Consider the following 18,369-nt stretch of genomic DNA (forward strand, 5'->3'; position numbering starts at 1 on the left):
CGGAGCTTCCAAATACTGAGTTAACTCTATGTTACCAAAGTCGCACAAAAAACGGCCGCCACCCGAAGGTGACGGCCGTTTGCCGTTCATAAAGGGTCCATCCACCCTATTGCTTTACGAAGCGGCGGGTCAGGTTTACGCCGTTGGCGGCCTGAACCTTCAGGATGTAGGCGCCCGTTGGCAGGTTGCTTACATCCAAAGTCGTGCGCAGCGAGCTGTCGAGCGACTGGGTCATGAGCAGCGCACCCGTGGTCGAGAATACCGTAACCGTCGCCTTATCGGCCGTGGCGGTCAGGCTTACGTTCAGCGAGTTAACCGCCGGGCTGGGGTACAGCGCCAGTTCCACCGAGGCTTTGGCAGTGCCGAAGAGGACGCTACGTACCGGCGAAGTAGCGCTGGTGCCGTCGAAGTCCACCTGGGTGAGGCGGTAGTACACTTGCGTGGCAGCGTTGGCGGCATTTACGTCGGTGAAGCTGTACTGCTGCTTGGTGGCGCTGGTGCCGTTTCCTTGCACCGAGCCGATCTTCACGAAGTTCTTGCCGTCGAGGCTACGCTCCACGTCGAAACGCTCGTTGTTTTTCTCCTGCGCCGTTTCCCAGGTCAGCAGACCGTCGCGGCCCTTGGCCTTGGCTTCGAAGACGGTCAGCTCTACCGGCAGCGGACGCACCCCGATGAGGAAGGTTACCGGCTGCGTGTTGGTACCACCACTGGCATCAATTGTGGTGATGTTCAGCGTGTAGCTGCCACCGCGGAGCAACGTCCGGTTGGTTACCCGAATTTCACCCGTTACTGGGTCCAGCGTGAGGCCCAGGCTGGCGAGCAACGTGGAACCGGCGGCGTCAGTAGTGGCCGAGCGCACACCGTTGTCGGTACCGGGGATGATGGTACCGTTGTTCACTTCAGGGTTGTAGATAGCGCCGCTGCTGTTGTAGCGGAACGAGTTGGCGTCCACCACGCTGGCAATCAGGTCACCGTTAACGTAACCGGCTACCGTACCGCCCTTGTTCGGAGCGTTAACGTACACCGAGTTTACATCCTGTCCCACGGCAATGGTGTAAATGGCCGTGTTAGAGGTAGCCGGAGCCGTGGCGTTATCGGTTGCCGTGTAGGTAAAGAAGGCGTTGCCGATAAAGTTGGTCACCGGGTCGAAGCGCAGCGTGCTGATTTGCGCGGCGGTCAACGTCTGGTTCACGCTAATGGGCGAACCCGTGCCAGCACCCAGGTACAGGATGCCTGACGTGGTGGCCGGCAGCGAGGTAATGGTGTAGGTAAGCGTGTTGCCGTCGGCATCTGTAGCCACCAGCGGCGAGATGAGCAACGGACCAGCCGTGTTGGCTTCCGGCGTCTGGAGGTTGTTCACCACGTTGTACGCCACTGGAGCACGGTTGATCGATGTGTTAACCGTCACCGAGTTGTTGCTTGTTACGTCGCCGGTAGCGCTGCCTGGCAGCAGAACGGCATTCACGCTGTAAGCCACGCTCGGCGCCGTGAACGACACGTAGTTGGTTACTTCACCAGCCAGGCCTACCGGTTGGTTGGCAATAGCCGGGAAGGTGACGGTGATGAAGCCGCCCGAAGGAGCCGACTGCGTGCTGCCTGCCGGCACTACAATGTTGGTGGCTGCAGCCGGAATTCGCACCGTTTGAGTTGAGGAAGCCGGCGAAACACCGTTGTTCAGCGTCAGCACTGCGTAAGTAACCGTGGCGCCGGGCAGCGCGGTGGCAGGGCCGCTCACGCTGGTTGCCACGTCGGCCGAAGCCGTTACACTAATGGTAGTGCTGGCGATGTTGTTGTCCAGAACCGTTTCGGGTGTGGACGAGGTGACAAAGGACGTAGCCGTTACCGAGCCGCTGGCCGGCGCCGTGAAGGTTACGCGGTACGAATCGGTGGTTAGGCCAGCACCGCCGTTCAGGTTGCCGGGGCTGTTCCAGGTTACCAAACCGGTGGCGTTGTTGTAAGTGCCGCCCGTGCCACCCGCTACCGTTACGGTACCGTAGGTGTTCAGACCTGCTGGCAAAGCCAAGGAAGGAACTACCGCAGTAGCCGTACCCGAGCCAGTCACGTTCGAGAAGTTCGCTGTTACGGTTACTTGAGCACCGGCTGCTACCGTGGCCGGAGCCGCAATGGTAGTAGCCAGATTGGTAGTCGTGGTGCCCGGCGCAACCGCCGTGGTTGCTACCGAAGCGTAGTTGTTGTCGAACTTGGTTTCGGACGTGCCCGAGCTAACCCGAGCCACGCCGTTAACGCTGCTGGCATCGGTCATCAGGAAAGTAGCCGTGCGCAGGAAGCTGCTGCCGCTGGGCAGGGAGGCCACCTCGGAGAAGGTTACCACGCCCGTGCTGGAGTTGTAGCTACCGCCGCCGGTTACCAGTACCGAGCTCAAGCCGGTGGGCAACTGCAGCGTAGGCGCTACGGCAGTGGCGGTTGAAGGGCCGTTGTTGGTCGTCGAAACCGAGTAGGTTACCGCGCTGCCAACTACTGCCGTAGCCGGACCACTTACACTCACAGCCAGGTCCACGAGGGGCTGCACGGTGGTGTTAACGGTTGCAGTGTTGTTGTTAACCACCGTTTCCGGAGTCGTGGTGCTTACGTTCGCCACGGCCGAGTAGTTGGTAGCGCCCGTGGGTACAGTAAAGGAAATGGTGTTCGTCTGGGTAGAGCCTTTCACCAGTGCGTCAGCGAAAGTGAAGGTCACGATACCGGTGCTAGAGTTGTAGCTACCGCCACCGCTAACCGTTACCCCGCTCAAGCCGGCAGGCAGGCTTACGCGCTGCACCACGCCTACAGCCGGAGTTTCGCCCAAGCTGCTGGTGGTAACCGTGTACGTTGCTGTTTGGCCGGGCACCACCGTGGTCGGGCCAGCCACCGTAGTGGCTACATCGGCTACCGGGTTGATTTCAACCTTGGTTTGGGCCAGGTTGTCAGCGGCTACCAAATCAGCAGAGGTGGTGGAAACCGTAGCCGTGGCCAGGACGATACCCTGCGCCGGAGCAGCGAAGGTTACCGTGGCCGAGGCGCTGGCGTTGGGGGCCAGGTTCCCGAAGGAAGTGAAGGTCACCAGACCGGTAGCATCGTTGTAAGTGCCGCCGTTGCTCACGGTTACGGCCAGAGTGCCGCCGCGGGTCAGGCCAGCCGGTAGCTGCAGGGTTTCTGTTACAGATGCTGCCGTGCCGGGGCCGGCGTTGGAAGCCGTTACCGTCAGGGTTACCGAACCGCCGGGAGCTACGTTAGTAGCCGAGCTGCTGATGGTGGTGTACACGTTAACCGAAGCAGCGCCGGCAACCACGGTGGCTACCGTCGGGTTCGTAGCCAAGCCGTTCAGGTTAGCCGAATTGTTGGTGGTAGCAATGTCACCGGCGTTGTTGCTGCTGGCACCGGCCGTTACCGTAGCCGTGGGGCCCGTAAAATTGGCCGCAGGAGCTGCAAAGCTGATGGTGTTTACCACCGACTGGCCCACCGGCAGAGAGCTGATGGCCGGGAAGGTCACCAGGCCGTTGCCCGAGTTATAGGTTCCGCCGTTAGAGGCAAATACGCCCGTCAGGCCGGCCGGCAACTGCACCGTCTGGATAACGTTTGGCGCGGGCGAAGCCGAGCCGGTCGTCGTCAGGTTGCTGGTGGTAACGGTGTAGGTTACCTCATTGCCGCGCACCACGCCCGTGGCCGGGCCGCTGATGGTGGTAGCCACGTCGTAGCGCGGGGTAACGGTTACCGTCGTCGAAGCCACGTTGTTGGTCGTGCTCGTTTCGGTGCCGGTGCCGCTAATGTTGGCCGTGGCCGTTACCGGACCGCTGCCGGGCATGGCGCTTACCGCTACCGAGTAGTTCTGCGAAGTATTACCGGCGAGCGTGCCTACGGGGATGGTCACTAGGCCCGTCGTGTTATTGTACAGCGTGGTGTTGTTAGTGTAAGCACCACCGCTTACCGTTACCGTGCCAAGGCCGGCTGGCAACTGCAGGGTTTGCACCACACCGTTTACGGCGGTGCTAGTCGTGTTCGAAGCCTGTACCGTGTAGGTCAGGGCTGCACCGGCGTTAACGGCCGTGTTGTTAGCCGGAGCCGTGATGCTCGTGGCCAGGTCGATGCTAGCGTTACGCACTTCCACCGAAATGAAAGCCGTGTTCGAAGCTGCGCCCGAGGTGTTGTTAACCGTGTAAGGAACCGTAGCCACGCCCGTGAAACCAGCGTTGGCCGTGAACGATACCACTCCGTTGGCCGTGAAGGTGAACGTGCCACCGGTTACGGTTACGGCCGTAGTGCTACCCGGCGCTTGCCCATTCAGGCTCACCGAAGCAGGGTCGATGTTATTCTGGTCGTTGTTGGTAACGTTCAGCGTTACCGTGCCACCGGGAGTGGTAGTCGCAAAATCGTTGTTAGCTACCGGAGCCTGCAGAACCGCAGCCGTACCCGAAAACTCCGAGGTACCTTGGTTACCGTTGCTCAGTGCGCTTAGCGTGGCCGTGGCCGTGATTTTAGCACCAGCCGTATTCAGTTGCGCCAGTTGTTCAGCGGACAGCGAAGCCAACGAAATGGAGAACGAGAAGCGTCGCTGACCGGTTTCGGTGCCTTGAGCTAAGCCGTTTACCAAACCGGGGCCGTACGTGCCCGTGGTGGCGTCGGCATCGGAACCGCTGCCTTCGGTGCGGCTTGCCAAATAGGTTTTGCCTTCGCCAAAGCCGGCGGTAGCCGTGAAGTTGTCCGACAAAAAGAATTCAACCACCGCGTTGGACGTAGCGTAGCCCGAAACAATCAGGTTGCCGTTGCGAATGATGGCCGATTGAATAACCGGGAAGTTGAGCAGGCCATTGGCCGACACCGCAGCGCCCGAACCATCGGCGTCGCCCGACTCGTTGAGGGTTACACCGTCGCCGTTGTTGTTTATGTTCGGCGCCAGATCAATGGCGAGGTCCCCGTTATCGTAGAAAGAGTTCTGCGAGAAAACGTTGTTCACGCCCAGCTTCGCCGAAATACCGTCGCCCACGTTGGCCGTGAAGGTGTTGCCGCTGATGACGTTGTTCGAGCTGTTGCTGCGGATGCCAATGCCAGCGGTTTGCCCGTTGTCTGTGGTTTGGCCGTTGCCTTTGAACAGGTTGCCGGTGATGGTGTTGCCGTCGTTGGCGCCGCTGATGAAGTCGATACCGTAACCAGCATTGTTGATGAACTGGTTATTGGTAATCGTGTTGAGCGACGAGTTGGTTAACTCAATGCCATCCGAATTATTAGCCAAGGCGTTGCGGAAGATGTTCCCCGTTACCGTAACCAGGCCAATATCGTTGATGCGCATGTTGGCGCCATTGCTGTAAAACGTATTGTCTTGCACCAGGGCGCCGGAAGCACCATTCAAAATGCTCAATGCGGCGCTACCGGAACCCGCAGTAGGCGCGGCATCGGTGAAGCCCAGGCTAATGACCTTGGTGTTAGCCGCACCTGTCGACAGGCCAGCCTGACCGTTGAAGTCGATGATAACCTCGGGCCCCGTCGAAGATTCCGTTATGGGTGCGCTGGGGTTACCGTAGAGGCTGCTCTGCGTCAGGCCGCTGAGCGTCGTGTTGGCGTCGGTGATGGTTAGGGGCGTGGTGCCAGCTAAGCCAATGGTGGCCACGCCGTTTACTGCGCCGCCGCTAACACCCGAGCGGGTACCAGCCGGCACGTTAGTCGTGCGGCCGTCGCTGATCATGAAAATCGATACCTCGGCACCGGCGGTTTGACCGGTTTGGGCCAGGTTGGTATTGGCCAGGCCGTTGGCGTTGGCAACAAACTGAGCAAAGGAGCCTTGTCCGCTGCTGTTGGTATTCACCACCACGTCAAAGTTGTAGCCGAAATTGATGTTCGTGGCTCCCGACGCAGTGAGGGTAATGGGAGCAAGCGACTGGGCCGTGAAAGCCGTGTTTCCCGCACCATTTATTAGATCGGCCAGGCTCTGAGAACCGGTATTTGCGGCCACATCTTGCTTGATGGGGTCTTCGCCACCCACGCGGTTCACGTCGCCGTTCACGAAAGTTTGCACCGGCACCAAACCGGTAGCTCCCGAGTTTAATCCGCGGGCCGAGGTTACGGTTGAATTAACCACGCGCACCGTGTAGTTGCCGGCACCAGGTGAGTTAAAGCTGTAAGCACCGCTGCTGTTCGTGGTAGTAGTACCTACCAACGTTCCGCTGCTGTTGTACAGTTCCACAACTACCCCGGGGCGCAAAATAGCGTTGTTGGCAAAGCCCGAAGCAGTTGCCGACGTATTGGCAGCGGCCAACGTACGGCCTGCGCCGCCGCCGTAATTCACGTCTTCAAAAACGTTACCGCTGAGTATTACGGGCGTTACCGCAATGCTGGCCGTAGCCGTATTGTTTACGGTAGAGGTTTCTGCCGTGGTAGTGCTGATGGTAGACGTAGCCGATACCGGACCGGAGCCAGGCGCGGTGAAGTTAATTCGGGCGGAGAAAGAGGCGCCGGGAGCCAAGGTGCTTACCGGAGTTCCGGCAAACGTTACCAAGCCGGTGCCTGCGTCGTAAGAGCCGGTCACCCCCGTTGTAAGGTTGGTGAAGGTAACGCCACTCAAACCCGACGGCAGCTGAACGCTGGCTATTACTCCCACGGCGGCGTCGCCGGTGGCAGCATTTGCGTACGTTACGTTAAATGCGCCAGTGGTACCGGCCGTAACCGGCGTAGCAACGGCCGCAATGGTAGTCGACACATCTGCTTGGCCACACCACGAAAACGTTTCAAACGTCATTACCTGCTGGGCCGGGTTGGTAACGGTAGCTTCAACAACGTTAGCGTACGTCACAACTACACGTGTAATGGCCTGCGGCCACGTAACCACGGTATTGGCATCGGCAGTGGAGCTACCGACGGTTCCGGTAATGATGTTGTTACCCGAGTACGTAGCGGCGTTGCCTACGCGCACATCTGCGGCGGCCAGTGTTACAAGAGTGCCAGCGGCCGTGTAGCCTTCCAGCTTAACTTGGTCTATCCAGCCCCCGGCCGACAAGTCAATGTCACCCAACGACATGGTAAAACCGGTTAGAGCCCGGCTAAAGGAAAACGAGACCGAGGCCGAGCGGTTAGCCACGGCAGTACCTTCGGGGTAGTCGGATGTCCATACCAAGGCTTTGCCGGGCATGGTTGGGTTGTCCTCCATGCGCAACGCAGTACCCCCTGCCAACGCAGCATAGCTACCGGCCGAAATAGTTACGCCCTGCACGGTAGCCGTACGAACAACCGTCCAGTCTTCTAATTCCGCGCGTGGGTAAAACAACAGGTTGTTGCCCGAGACGCACGAAGCATTGCTTACTGGAATGGCATAGAAAGCCGGCGTGGCATCGGTTCCAGTATTATTATCAACAGCTCTGTAACGGAACGTAACCGTACCGAAGGTATTAGCGGCGGGGTCGAACGTTAAGCCCGCTGCGTCGGCAGCTAAAATATTCTGGTTCAGAGTAACAGCCGTGCCGTTCAGCGCAAGCGTACCAGAAGCAGGAAGGGCAGTAACAACGTAGGAAGCAACGGTGCCATCGGGGTCAACGCCAAACAGCGGGGTTTGGAGCAAAGTGGCTCCCGCCGTGTTCAATAGCGCTTGGGAGGTTTGATCCCGCGTAACAGGAGCTTGGTTTACGCCGGTCGCGTTAGCAACGTTAATGGTGTAAGTAGCCGTGGGTGACACGCTACCGCTGTTATCAACCCCCGCAAATGAGAAAGACACACTGCCTCGGCCATCAATGGGGTCGTAGGCCAGGTTGGGAAACTCAAAAGGATTAACCTGCTGGTTAGTAGAATTGATTATGACAGCTCGCCCAGAAGCCTGGTTGTAAGCCCAAAGCGTCCCCGATGTGGTGGCCGGGAATGTCACAAACCGATAGGCTGCCAGTGTGGGGTTACCATTCGGGTCGGTCACGTTCAGGTTCGTGATAATCGTCCGGCCATTGGCATCCGGCAACGTTGCACTTGTGACGTTCGTTGCCACCGGAGCTACATTTTGTGCCCAAGCGTTTGTTCGTCCGAACGCGACCCACATCAGCAGCAGCACTGCCAAGCGTAAGGTTGTTCTCATGAATAAAGTATGTTTGATGGATGGAAAATCGGTTATCGGTATGTCGTGAGACGGTACAAAGCTATTTTTAGGGGGTAGCGCCTGTCGGGCTTTCTTGCCGAACGGCAGCTTTGCCTTAGCGAATGTTTAGCTTTGCTTTGTGTAAGAATCCAGAGCCTGCAATAGGTCTTATTTGGCCCTCAGCTACGTAGTCAGCGGATGTAGCGGATTTATAACATTGCACATTTTCCGGTGTCCATTCCGACTATGTGCTGTTCGCGCTTATCCTGTACCCTACCGCGTTTAGAGCTGATTCACAAGCATTGTATAACGACAAAGTCTAACGGAGTAGTTTTAATCATATATAACCAGGAAGCGTTTTTATATAACAAAACCAACAGCACAAACAAGCTTGTATGTCACTTCATAACGACCCTAACGTTGACGAAACGCGGAACCCGTGGCAGGTTTTAGGCTCCGAAATCAAGTACCAGAACCCCTGGATTAGCGTGCGGGAAGACCAGGTCATTAACCCCGGCGGCGGGCGCGGCATCTACGGGGTAGTTTCCATGAAAAACAAGGCGCTGGGCATCGTACCCGTCGACGAACACGGCAACACGTGGCTGGTAGGCCAATACCGCTACCCGCTCAATGAGTACTCCTGGGAAATTCCCATGGGCGGCGGCCTCATTGGTATCGATATCCAGGAGTCGGCCGAGCGTGAGCTGCAGGAAGAAACCGGTCTGCTTGCCCGCCGCTGGACCAACATTGCCCGCCTGCATACCTCAAACTCGGTGACCGATGAAGAGGGCTTCGTCTTTTTAGCGGAAGACTTGGAACAAGGCGAGCTGGCCCCCGAGGAAACCGAGGAGCTGCACCTTTGGAAGCTGCCCCTGAGCCAAGCTGTGGAAATGGTAATGAGCAACCGTATTACCGACGCCATTAGCGTGGCTGGACTGCTGAAAGCCGAACGCGTGCTGGCCAGCCGCGGTTTCTAAGCCTGCGGCGCGGTTTCGCGTCCTCCACTGGTCCTAAGGCAAGAGTAAGCGTGAGAATAAGAAGCACGTAGGGTTCCGCGTTGGCATCTTGTTAACTTTGTACTATGCCTTCGTTACTGCGCTACCTCGGACATCGGCTTTACACCACTTGGGCAACCTTCTGGTTTGCTGCGCCTTTCGTGGTGACCTATCCCCTGCAGTGGGCACTAAGCCGCTTCCCGGCCGGGCACCCCTACCTGCACGCCCTAAACCGAGCATGGTCGAAGCTCTTCATCCGAATGTGGGGGGTACCGGTGGAGGTTATTCACGAAGCACCGTTGCCCAAAGGCCAGCCCTGCGTGTACGTACCTAACCACAGCTCGTACATCGATATTCCGCTGTTGTTCAAGGCAATTCCGGGGTTCCTGAACGTAATCGGCAAAAGCTCCCTGGCCAAGGTTCCATTGTGGGGGCCCATTTTCGGCCGCACCTACATAACCGTAAACCGCGACAACGTTATCAGCCGCGCCCGTTCCATCATTCAGGCCCGTCAGAGCTTGGAAGAGGGGCGCTCGGTTATCATTTTCCCTGAAGGCTCCATCTCGCCCAAGGCGGGCCAGGAACTGCTGGATTTTAAGGATGGCCCCTTTCAACTGGCCATTTCACTGGGAGTACCCGTAGTGCCGGTAACCATGCCCTACAACCACCGCTTTATGCCCGATGTGGAAGGCACGCTGCGAGTACGTTACGCACGCTTGCGCATTGTACTGCACGCCCCTATTGCCACAACCGGAATGGGCGTGGCCGATGTAGCTCCCCTACGCGACAAAGTCCGCGCAATTATTGCGGGCGCCCTCGACCCCAGCGCCGGCGGTATCCCCGATCCAAGCACGTGGCGTACCTTCGCCGCGTCGGCCCCCGTTCATTCCACCGAAGCGGTAGCCGTTCAATAGCCGTTGGCTGCTTTTTCTTCCACTTACGATTCATCTGTGAGCACCGACTTAAACACCCTGCGCCAGCTAGCCCATTTGGCCCGCCTCGAATTCGACGAACGCAACGAGCAGAAAATGCTCGGCGACCTAAACAAAATCCTGGCCTGGGTAGAGCAGCTGCGTGAACTGGACACCACCCAAGTGGAACCGCTGGTACATCTGTCGCACGAGCTGAACGTGCTCCGTGAAGACACCCCGCGCAACACCGTCAGCCATGCCGAAGGCCTGCTGAACGCCCCGCGCAAAGACAGCGACTATTTCCGCGTGCCGAAAGTATTGGAGTAAAGCGTGCCCGACCCCGTAGCCAAACCACTCCGTTTTCGCGGCTTCACCGCGCTGCTTGGCACCTTGGTGGTGCTGGCCCTGGGCCTCGCGCTCTATCAGTTCTTCACCGGCAACGACCACACCCTGCCCGTGGGTACGGTGGCTCAGCTCACGCCTCGCCCCGTTACCGTAGCCCAAATTCCCACCGGCCTCGACAGCCTTGCGCTGCAAGCCAACGGCTACCTCATCACACAAACCCGCGACGTGGGCGGCCCCGAGCTGTGGCCTGCTGCCGCCACTTTGTGGGTAGCGCTGCTGGCCGTTAGCCTTGTGGTTTGGCTGGCGGTGGTCAGTACCCTGGCGCGGCGCGGCTTCATTGGGGGCATGGCCGTGGTTATTTTCCTGCTCATGTCGCTGAACACCGATCTGCTGGAGGTGTTCGGTACGCAGCGCTACTTTCTGCTACTCATGCTGGTGGTGCTGGGTGGGGTGGCTTTTGTGCTGAACGCCGTTCTGGAGCGAGTCTCCTTAATTGCACGAATAGGGCTTTTTGCGCTTCTGGTCCTGAGCCTGGGTTTGCTGCTGTACGTGCGTGCCCCCTACCCTGCCACTTACATTACCCTGCACTTGGCTGCGTACGGTACCTTAGCTGGCGCGGCTGCTACCACGCTACTGGCTTTGTGGGTAGGCATCGAGCTAATATTTGGGCTATTGTGGCTTAATACGCAAGGCCCCACGCCGCAAAGCCGTTTTGGCCTGTTGCCCTTTGTGCTAACCAGCATCTTGCTTCTGGGCTCTTTGCTGCTATATTACCTAAACGGCGGTCAGCTGCAGATCTTCCCCGGCGGCATTTACCTCGACCCGTACGTTATTCTGCTGCTGGCCGCTGCCGCTGGGTGGTGGAGCCTACCGTTGCGGGCACGTACTTACGGAGAATCGCTGCCGTACCGCTCCGCCGCATTGCTGTATCTCACGGTGCTTTTGCTGGCTATAGCGTCGGTGGGTTACGCAGCCGCTACGGCCAACGGGCCGGTGCTGGCGGCCGGGCGCCAGTTGGCCGCTTTGTCGATGTTGTGTATCGGAACGGCTTTTCTGCTGTACGTACTGTTTAATTTCACGCCTCTGATCCGGCAGCGGATGCGGGTATTTCGCGTGGCATACGAGCCCCGCCTCGTACCTTTTTACACCGTTTACCTGCTGGGCTTCGCCGCGCTTGTTGCTGTCCTGCTTCGCAACAAATTCGATTTACTCGACCAGGCCAGCGCCGGCCAGTACGTGCAGCTCGGCGACCTGACCCGCTTCCAGAGCGAGGGCCAGCCCGACGATGAATACCTCACCTTGCTGGCCGAGCGCTATTATGCCGAAGCCGACCAATTAGACCCGCGCAATGCCCGCGCCGCCCTGGGCCGCGCCGCGCTGTATCGGCAGGTGTCGCAGCGGCAGAACGAGATAAATATTCTCCGCCTCACCTTGCTGCGCGAGCCCAACGAGAAGGTACTGCTACGCCTGGCCGCCCGTTTCGACCAGCCCTCTGATTTTTTCGATCAGCAGCTCATCCTACGCGAGGGCCTGGGCAGCTTCCCCGCCAGCCGTTGGCTAAACGCGGAAATGGCCCAGCTCTACGCTCGTTCTGCCCTCACCGACTCGGTCATTTACTACCACCAGCGTGCCTTGGCCGCCGATGACACTGACCCGGTAGTACACACCAACTGGCTGGCCTTTTTGCTGAAAAACGACCAGTTAACCGCCGCCCGCGCGGCGACCAGCAAGCAGGCATTTCCCGAGTGGCCGGCGTGGCGCAGCAACCAAACCTTGCTGCGCCTCATGGCGGGCGAAACCGCCGCGCCCGAGCCGCTGGCCTTACCCGATTCGGTGCTCAACGTGCCGCAGTTTGCGCGCCTCTACCACACAGGCCTGCAGCACGCCGCCCGGCGCGACACCTCTTTGCTGCCCCTACTGCACAGCCTGCGCCAGTTGCCCGCCAACGATGCGTTTGCCGATCAGCTGATGTTTCTGCAGGCCCTTACCCGGTTGCGCGGCCCGCGCCCGGCCGCCGGGTTCGATCAGCTCGAAAACCTGGCGGCTGGCAATAGCAGCTACTACCATCATGTGCTGGGCCTTTACCTGCTGGAGCGCGGCCTATACGCATCCGCGGCGGCACGCTTAACCCGGGCTCAGCAGTCCGGCAATCCTTCGTCGGCTCTGGCTCGCTCTTACGCATTTGCCCTAAACGCCCAGCCCGATTCAGCCTTGGCCGTGTCCCGGCAAAGCACCGACAGCACCCTGGTTTCGGGTTTTGGCCGCCTGCTGCCGGTATTGCCTCTCCAAACCAAAGCGCCGGTGTACCAACCCACGGCACAGGAGTTTCGGCGGGCGGCTACATTGCCCAAAAACCGGGCAGAAGCCGCGTATCGCAGTTTGGCGGAAGCTGATCCGTTTGCCGAAGACGGCATTATTCAGGCGGCTGATTTTTTGGCCAAGGACGGTAAATACCTGGCCGCCTACGAAATGCTGCGCCGGGCCCTGCAGTACAACCCCGAGTCGGTGGCGCTGCTGAAGCGGTTTGTATTAGCCGCCGACGATGCTGGGCTGACTAATTATGCCGAAGACGCTTTAAGGAAACTGCGCCCGTTGCTTCCGTCGGCAGAATATACTACCTTTCAGGGCCAACACGACAAGCGGCGCGCCGTCCACCGGGCCGCCGCAGCACCCTGGGACTAAAACCACGCGCTATGCTGCCGCCTGTCATCGACACATCCGAAATTTCCAAACTGTACCAGATGGGTACCGAGCGCATCCATGCGCTGCGGTCCATCACCATCCGCATTCAACGGGGGGAGTACGTCGCCTTCATGGGCCCTTCGGGCTCGGGCAAATCCACGCTGATGAACATCGTGGGCTGTTTAGATACCCCCACGTCGGGTTCGTACGTGCTCAACGGCAAAGATGTCAGTCGGATGACGGACAACCAGCTGGCGGAAGTGCGCAACCGCGAAATCGGGTTCGTCTTCCAAACGTTTAACCTGCTGCCGCGCGCTACCTCGCTCGACAATGTGGCCCTGCCGCTGATTTACGCTGGGTACAGCAAGTCGGAGCGCGAAGAGCGGGCCATGGAGTCGTTGCGTTCTGTAGGCTTGGCCGACCGCGCCAAGCACAAGCCCAACGAGCTGTCGGGCGGCCAGCGCCAGCGCGTGGCCATTGCCCGCGCCTTGGTAAACGACCCCAGCATTATTCTGGCCGACGAACCCACGGGCAACCTCGACAGCAAGACCAGCTACGAAATCATGGACCTGTTTGAGGCGCTGTACGCCAAAGGCAACACCATCATCATGGTGACGCACGAAGACGACATTGCCCACTACGCTCACCGCATCGTACGCCTGCGCGACGGCCTCGTGGAAAGCGACCAGGTAAATGAGAACGTAGCCTCACACCATGCCGCCATGCGCGGTGAGTAGGTGGCTTGGCCGTTTCCGAAGATCTGAATTTCAATGCCTCAGCCCCATCGGCTGAGGCATTATTTTTTGCCTGTTACCTTCGATGTCGCTAACGTTCGTTAGCTTACCTTCACTCCTGCTCTTCTGCTGTGAAAATCTATACCCGCACCGGCGACAAAGGTCTTACGTCCCTCATCGGCGGCACCCGCGTGCCCAAGTCCAGTTTGCGCATCGAAGCGTACGGAACCGTGGACGAGTTGAACTCCTGGATTGGTTTGGTACGCGACCAGGACGTGAGCACGCCACACCGCCCGCTGCTCAAGCAGGTGCAAGACCGCCTGTTCACCATCGGTGCCACCTTGGCCTCCGACCCCGAACGCGCCCGCATGCAGCTCCCCGATTTGCTCGACACCGATGTGGAGGCGCTAGAACGGGAAATGGACCGCATGAATGAAATCCTGCCCGAGCTGCGTAATTTTATTTTGCCCGGTGGTCATCAGTCGGTTTCGTATGCCCACGTGGCGCGCTGCGTATGCCGACGCGCCGAACGGCTGGCAATTGCCTTGCGCGAGGAGTCATTCGTGCCCGATTTAGTGGTCATGTACCTGAACCGCTTGTCGGATTACCTGTTCGTATTGTCGCGCCTGATGAGCCACGACCTTGGTAGCGAAGAAGTGGTTTGGCAACCGCGCGGCTAACGGGTTCGTTTCAGTTTAAGTCCAACGCCAGCGGCAAATTCCCCGCCCAAGCTTTCCCCCTACTTTCCCCTTTTCCCTCGTTTGTCATGACGGAAACCCTCACGATTAACATTCAACGCAGCGCTACTTCCCGCCTCGGCGAGTTGGACCCGGCGAACATCGAATTTGGCAAGCTCTTTTCCGACCACTTGTTTGTGGTTGATTATATAAACGGAGAGTGGCAGGAGCCGCAAATTCTGCCGTACGGCGAAATGGCCGTTAGCCCGGCTAATTCGGCCCTACACTACGGTCAGGCCATTTTTGAGGGCATGAAAGCCTACCGCACCGCCCAAGGTGGCGTCTCACTGTTTCGTCCCCTCGACAACCTTCAGCGACTGAACGCATCGGCTGAACGCATGTGTATGCCTACGCTGCCTGAAGAGCTGTTCATGCAGGGTCTAACCCAGCTCATTCGCCTCGACTCGGGCTGGGTGCCCAAGGCCGCTGATACGGCCTTGTACATCCGTCCGTTCATGTTTGCCACCGACGGTTTTCTGGGGGTGCGCCCCTCGGAATCGTACCGGTTTATGATCATTACGTGTCCGGTCGGTGCTTTTTACAACAAACCGTTGCGGGTGCGCTTCGAAGAGAAATACGTGCGCTCGGCCGAAGGCGGTGCCGGTTACGCCAAGAATGCCGGGAATTACGGCGCTGCTATGTACCCTACTAAATTAGCCCAGCAGCAAGGCTATAACCAGCTCATCTGGACTGATGCCTCAGAGCACCGCTACGTGGAAGAATCGGGCACCATGAACGCTATTTTCGTCATTAACGACCGGGTTATCACCCCGGCCCTCAGCACTTCCATTCTCGATGGCATTACCCGCCGCAGCGTGCTGCAATTAGCCCGGGATTGGGATATGCCCGTGGAAGAGCGGAAAGTATCGGTGCACGAAATAGTTGAGGCCCTGGAAGCCGGAACCCTTCGCGAAGCCTTTGGAGTGGGTACTGCCGCTACCATCGCGCCCATAGCCGTTATCGGCTTCGAGGGCCACGATTACGAACTACCTATGACCTCTGCCAATTCATTTTCACGGCGGGCCAGCACAGCCCTTGCGGCCATCCGCAGTGGCCAGGCCCCTGACGCTCACGGTTGGATGACGGCCGTGTAATCTTTTTGTAATGCTTTTTACGTGCTGCCCGTTGTTTGCCAAGCGCAAACGGCGGGCGGCACTGTTTTTAGCGCTGTACCTTTACCCACTTAGCCTGCCTGCTGCGCATTGCCGGGCAGTTGCCATTGTTTAACCCGCTACCCTTTCGCCCATGACGTTGGAGCAAGTGAAAGACTTGAGAGGCCGTGTGGAGGCCTTAAGGAGGTATCTTTGACTACGATGCCCGCAAAGAACACGTAACCGCCGTGGAGGCGCAAAGCCAGGCGCCCGGCTTCTGGGACGACTCGCGTGCGGCCGAAACCACGCTCAAGGAATTGAAGTCGGTGAAAGTCTGGACCGACGATTACGAGGCCGCCGCCAAAGCGGTGGATGATGTGGAAGTACTCTTCGACTTCTACAAAGAAGGAGAAGCTACCGAAGCTGAGATACGGACTGAATTTGACCGTGCCGTACAAGCCGTCGAACAGTTGGAATTTAAGCGCATGCTCTCCAACGAAGAAGACCAGCTCTCGGCCATCATCGACATCAACCCCGGCGCGGGCGGCACCGAAAGCCAGGACTGGGCCGAGATGTTGATGCGCATGTACATCATGTGGGGCGAGAAGCACGGCTTTAGCGTACGGGAAATCAACTACCAGCCCGGCGAAGGAGCTGGCATTAAATCGGCCACGCTGGAAATTGAAGGGCAGTTTGCGTACGGTTACCTGAAAAGCGAAATTGGGGTGCACCGGTTAGTGCGCATTTCTCCTTTCGACAGCAGCGGCCGGCGTCATACGTCCTTCGCCTCGGTGTTTGCTTACCCAGTGGTTGACGATACCATTAACATCACCATTAACCCTGCCGATATTACCTGGGATACTTTCCGGGCCGGCGGGGCAGGTGGCCAAAACGTAAACAAGGTGGAAACCGCGGTGCGCCTTACCCACGCGCCGTCGGGCATCATCATTGCCGTGCAAATCGAGCGCAGCCAGCTCATGAACAAAGAGCACGCGCTACGCATGCTTAAGTCGCGCCTGTACCAGATAGAAATGGACAAGCGCAATGCGGCCCGCGAGGTAGTAGAAGCCGGTAAGAAACGTATTGACTTCGGCTCCCAAATCCGCAACTACGTGCTGCACCCGTATAAACTGGTCAAAGACATCCGTACCGGCGTGGAGCGCACCGATGTGCAGAACGTACTGGACGGGGATTTGGATGAGTATATCAAGGCTTGGTTGATGGAGAACTAGGCGGGCGCGAGCTACTACCGGGCACATGTGTTGCTTCACCCGCGTCACAAGCGGTTACTTAACTTGGCTGAACGCGGACTCGATGTTGTTTATCATCTGTAAAAGCTCACAAAAAAACCCTGCACCGTTTGGCGCAGGGTTTTTTTAGAACCAGACTTATCTGAGTTAGGGGTTCACGCTGTCCCAAGCCTTTTCTGCCGCCGGACGCGGCATCTTGTCAATTAGACGGTAAGTCGTGTTACCCACTGTGCCGCTGAAAGCCAACGTGTAGGGACGGATGGCCGGCGGAGAAGCTACTACCACCGGGCGCAGGCGGCCGGTGCGGCGCAGGTCCACCAGAGAGTGCCCTTCGAAGAACAACGAGTAACGCCGCTCACGCAGAATGTAGTCCAGCGCATTGGCAGCCGTAAGCGTACCAACTGGCAACGCAGCCAATCCAGCGCCGGCTCGCACTACGTTCAGATCAGTTAGAGCACCAGCCAGATCGGGCGTTGCGCCCAAGGCTTTGGCTTCCGCCGAAATCAGCACTAATTCCTCGTTGCGTATGATGTCGAGCGAGGAAGTGTTGGTAGGAAACAAACGGGCCTCGTTGGCCTGAGAAATACCGCCGGTGACGCGTGGAGCGGTACGCTGCCCAATTTTGCTCAGGCGTGTGTCGCCTGGCTCAGCTTCAGTCACCACGTTGTCGGGGACGCCCACCACGGTTGAACCCGTATTGTTGGCCACTTGGAAGTACGGGTTGCCAGCGTCGCCGGCAATGGCCGGGTTAAACGTGATTTTCGGCCCTACGCCGAGCGTGGTGGATGTAGGGGCATAGAACGAGGTTGCAAGTGCCGTACGCGCCCCGGCATAATCGCGCTGATATAGGGCTACGCGAGCGGCCAGACCGCGGTTAAAGCGCTTAAACGTAGCCGGCGTATTGAAGCCTGCGAAACCAGCCGACAGCGGAAAACCGAACGTGGCACCGGCTTGGTCTAGGTCAGCAACCGCCTGATCGAGCAGTCGCCGGATGTCAGCCAGCGCCTCGGCCTCGGTCACAAACTTACCCGGCCGCAACGGATTGTCCACGTCGATGCGGATGCCGTTGTCGCCCTGCATATTCAGCAGCAGCAGCTTGGCCAGTGCTTCATATGTGCGGCCAAACCCAGCTGCACCAGCTTTTTGCTGGGCATCGTATGCTTGGCTGTTGGCAGCTGACTCGCGGAACACCTGCGCTGCACGACGCGTTTGCGCCAGCGGGATGTAGTACCCGTTGTAATAAGCTGCATCGTCCAGGTTATTGCGAGACCCTTGCAGTTCCCCGTACCAACGCGACTCGGTAGTGGCCAGCACCGTCACTTCACGGCCCAGCACTCCTGCCACCCAGTTATAAGGAGCGTTGCCCGTGTGCGCGTTGCGCAGAGATGCCTCTACACCAACAGCCAACGCATCCAGCTGAGGCCTTGTGGCGTTGGTAAGCACGGAACTTAAGCCAGGGCTATTGGGGTCAATAACCGGCTCGGTTTCAAAAAATGCGCAGGAAGAACTTCCTAGCAGCAGAACAAGCGCAGCCACAGCCAGCTTGTGTCGGGAAAAAAAATATTGCATGTGGAATGGTGCAA

The 18,369-nt window shown here is 58.5% G+C and carries 10 protein-coding genes; 8 read left to right on the plus strand and 2 right to left on the minus strand.

Annotated features, from left to right (window positions below; genetic code table 11):
• Window positions 1–106: 106 nt before the first annotated feature.
• Window positions 107–8,041: a T9SS type A sorting domain-containing protein gene (locus tag ABD903_RS04005; RefSeq protein ID WP_345221615.1), complete on the minus strand. Its 7,935-nt coding sequence runs from the start codon at window positions 8,039–8,041 to the stop codon at window positions 107–109.
• 395 nt (window positions 8,042–8,436) lie between these two features.
• Here ABD903_RS04005 and ABD903_RS04010 point away from each other — a divergent pair, with 395 nt between their 5' ends.
• The 8 genes from ABD903_RS04010 (at window position 8,437) to prfB (ending at window position 16,768) form a co-directional block, all read left to right on the plus strand.
• A complete protein-coding gene (locus ABD903_RS04010) occupies window positions 8,437–9,018 on the plus strand; it encodes an NUDIX domain-containing protein (protein ID WP_345221617.1) in 582 nt (193 codons plus the stop codon).
• A gap of 104 nt (window positions 9,019–9,122) precedes the next feature.
• On the plus strand, window positions 9,123–9,950 hold the full coding sequence (locus ABD903_RS04015) for a lysophospholipid acyltransferase family protein (protein WP_345221619.1): 828 nt from the start codon (window positions 9,123–9,125) through the stop codon (window positions 9,948–9,950).
• Window positions 9,951–9,986: 36 nt separating this feature from the next.
• Window positions 9,987–10,274, plus strand: a complete 288-nt coding sequence (gatC, locus tag ABD903_RS04020; protein WP_345221621.1) for an Asp-tRNA(Asn)/Glu-tRNA(Gln) amidotransferase subunit GatC — start codon at window positions 9,987–9,989, stop codon at window positions 10,272–10,274.
• 3 nt (window positions 10,275–10,277) lie between these two features.
• Window positions 10,278–12,974 carry a tetratricopeptide repeat protein gene (locus ABD903_RS04025; RefSeq protein WP_345221624.1) on the plus strand — a complete coding sequence of 899 codons (2,697 nt, stop codon included), beginning with the start codon at window positions 10,278–10,280 and terminating at the stop codon, window positions 12,972–12,974.
• An 11-nt stretch (window positions 12,975–12,985) separates the two neighbouring features.
• The gene (locus ABD903_RS04030) at window positions 12,986–13,711 is read left to right on the plus strand and encodes an ABC transporter ATP-binding protein (RefSeq protein ID WP_345221626.1); all 726 of its coding nucleotides are present in this window, start codon (window positions 12,986–12,988) and stop codon (window positions 13,709–13,711) included.
• Window positions 13,712–13,839: 128 nt separating this feature from the next.
• Complete coding sequence (locus ABD903_RS04035; protein WP_345221628.1) at window positions 13,840–14,388, plus strand: cob(I)yrinic acid a,c-diamide adenosyltransferase; 549 nt, start codon at window positions 13,840–13,842, stop codon at window positions 14,386–14,388.
• A gap of 86 nt (window positions 14,389–14,474) precedes the next feature.
• Complete coding sequence (locus tag ABD903_RS04040; protein ID WP_345221630.1) at window positions 14,475–15,539, plus strand: branched-chain amino acid aminotransferase; 1,065 nt, start codon at window positions 14,475–14,477, stop codon at window positions 15,537–15,539.
• Window positions 15,540–15,690: 151 nt separating this feature from the next.
• Window positions 15,691–16,768, plus strand: a protein-coding gene (gene prfB / locus ABD903_RS04045) for a peptide chain release factor 2 (RefSeq protein ID WP_345221631.1) whose coding sequence is annotated in 2 segments (ribosomal slippage) — window positions 15,691–15,741 and window positions 15,743–16,768 — 1,077 coding nt in all. Because the reading frame shifts where the segments join, the coding sequence is not laid out codon by codon here.
• A 165-nt stretch (window positions 16,769–16,933) separates the two neighbouring features.
• Here the strand turns inward: prfB and ABD903_RS04050 are convergent.
• Window positions 16,934–18,355 carry a RagB/SusD family nutrient uptake outer membrane protein gene (locus ABD903_RS04050; protein ID WP_345221633.1) on the minus strand — a complete coding sequence of 474 codons (1,422 nt, stop codon included), beginning with the start codon at window positions 18,353–18,355 and terminating at the stop codon, window positions 16,934–16,936.
• Window positions 18,356–18,369 lie beyond the last annotated feature (14 nt).

This window comes from Hymenobacter koreensis, from assembly GCF_039541855.1.
GTDB lineage: Bacteria > Bacteroidota > Bacteroidia > Cytophagales > Hymenobacteraceae > Solirubrum > Solirubrum koreensis.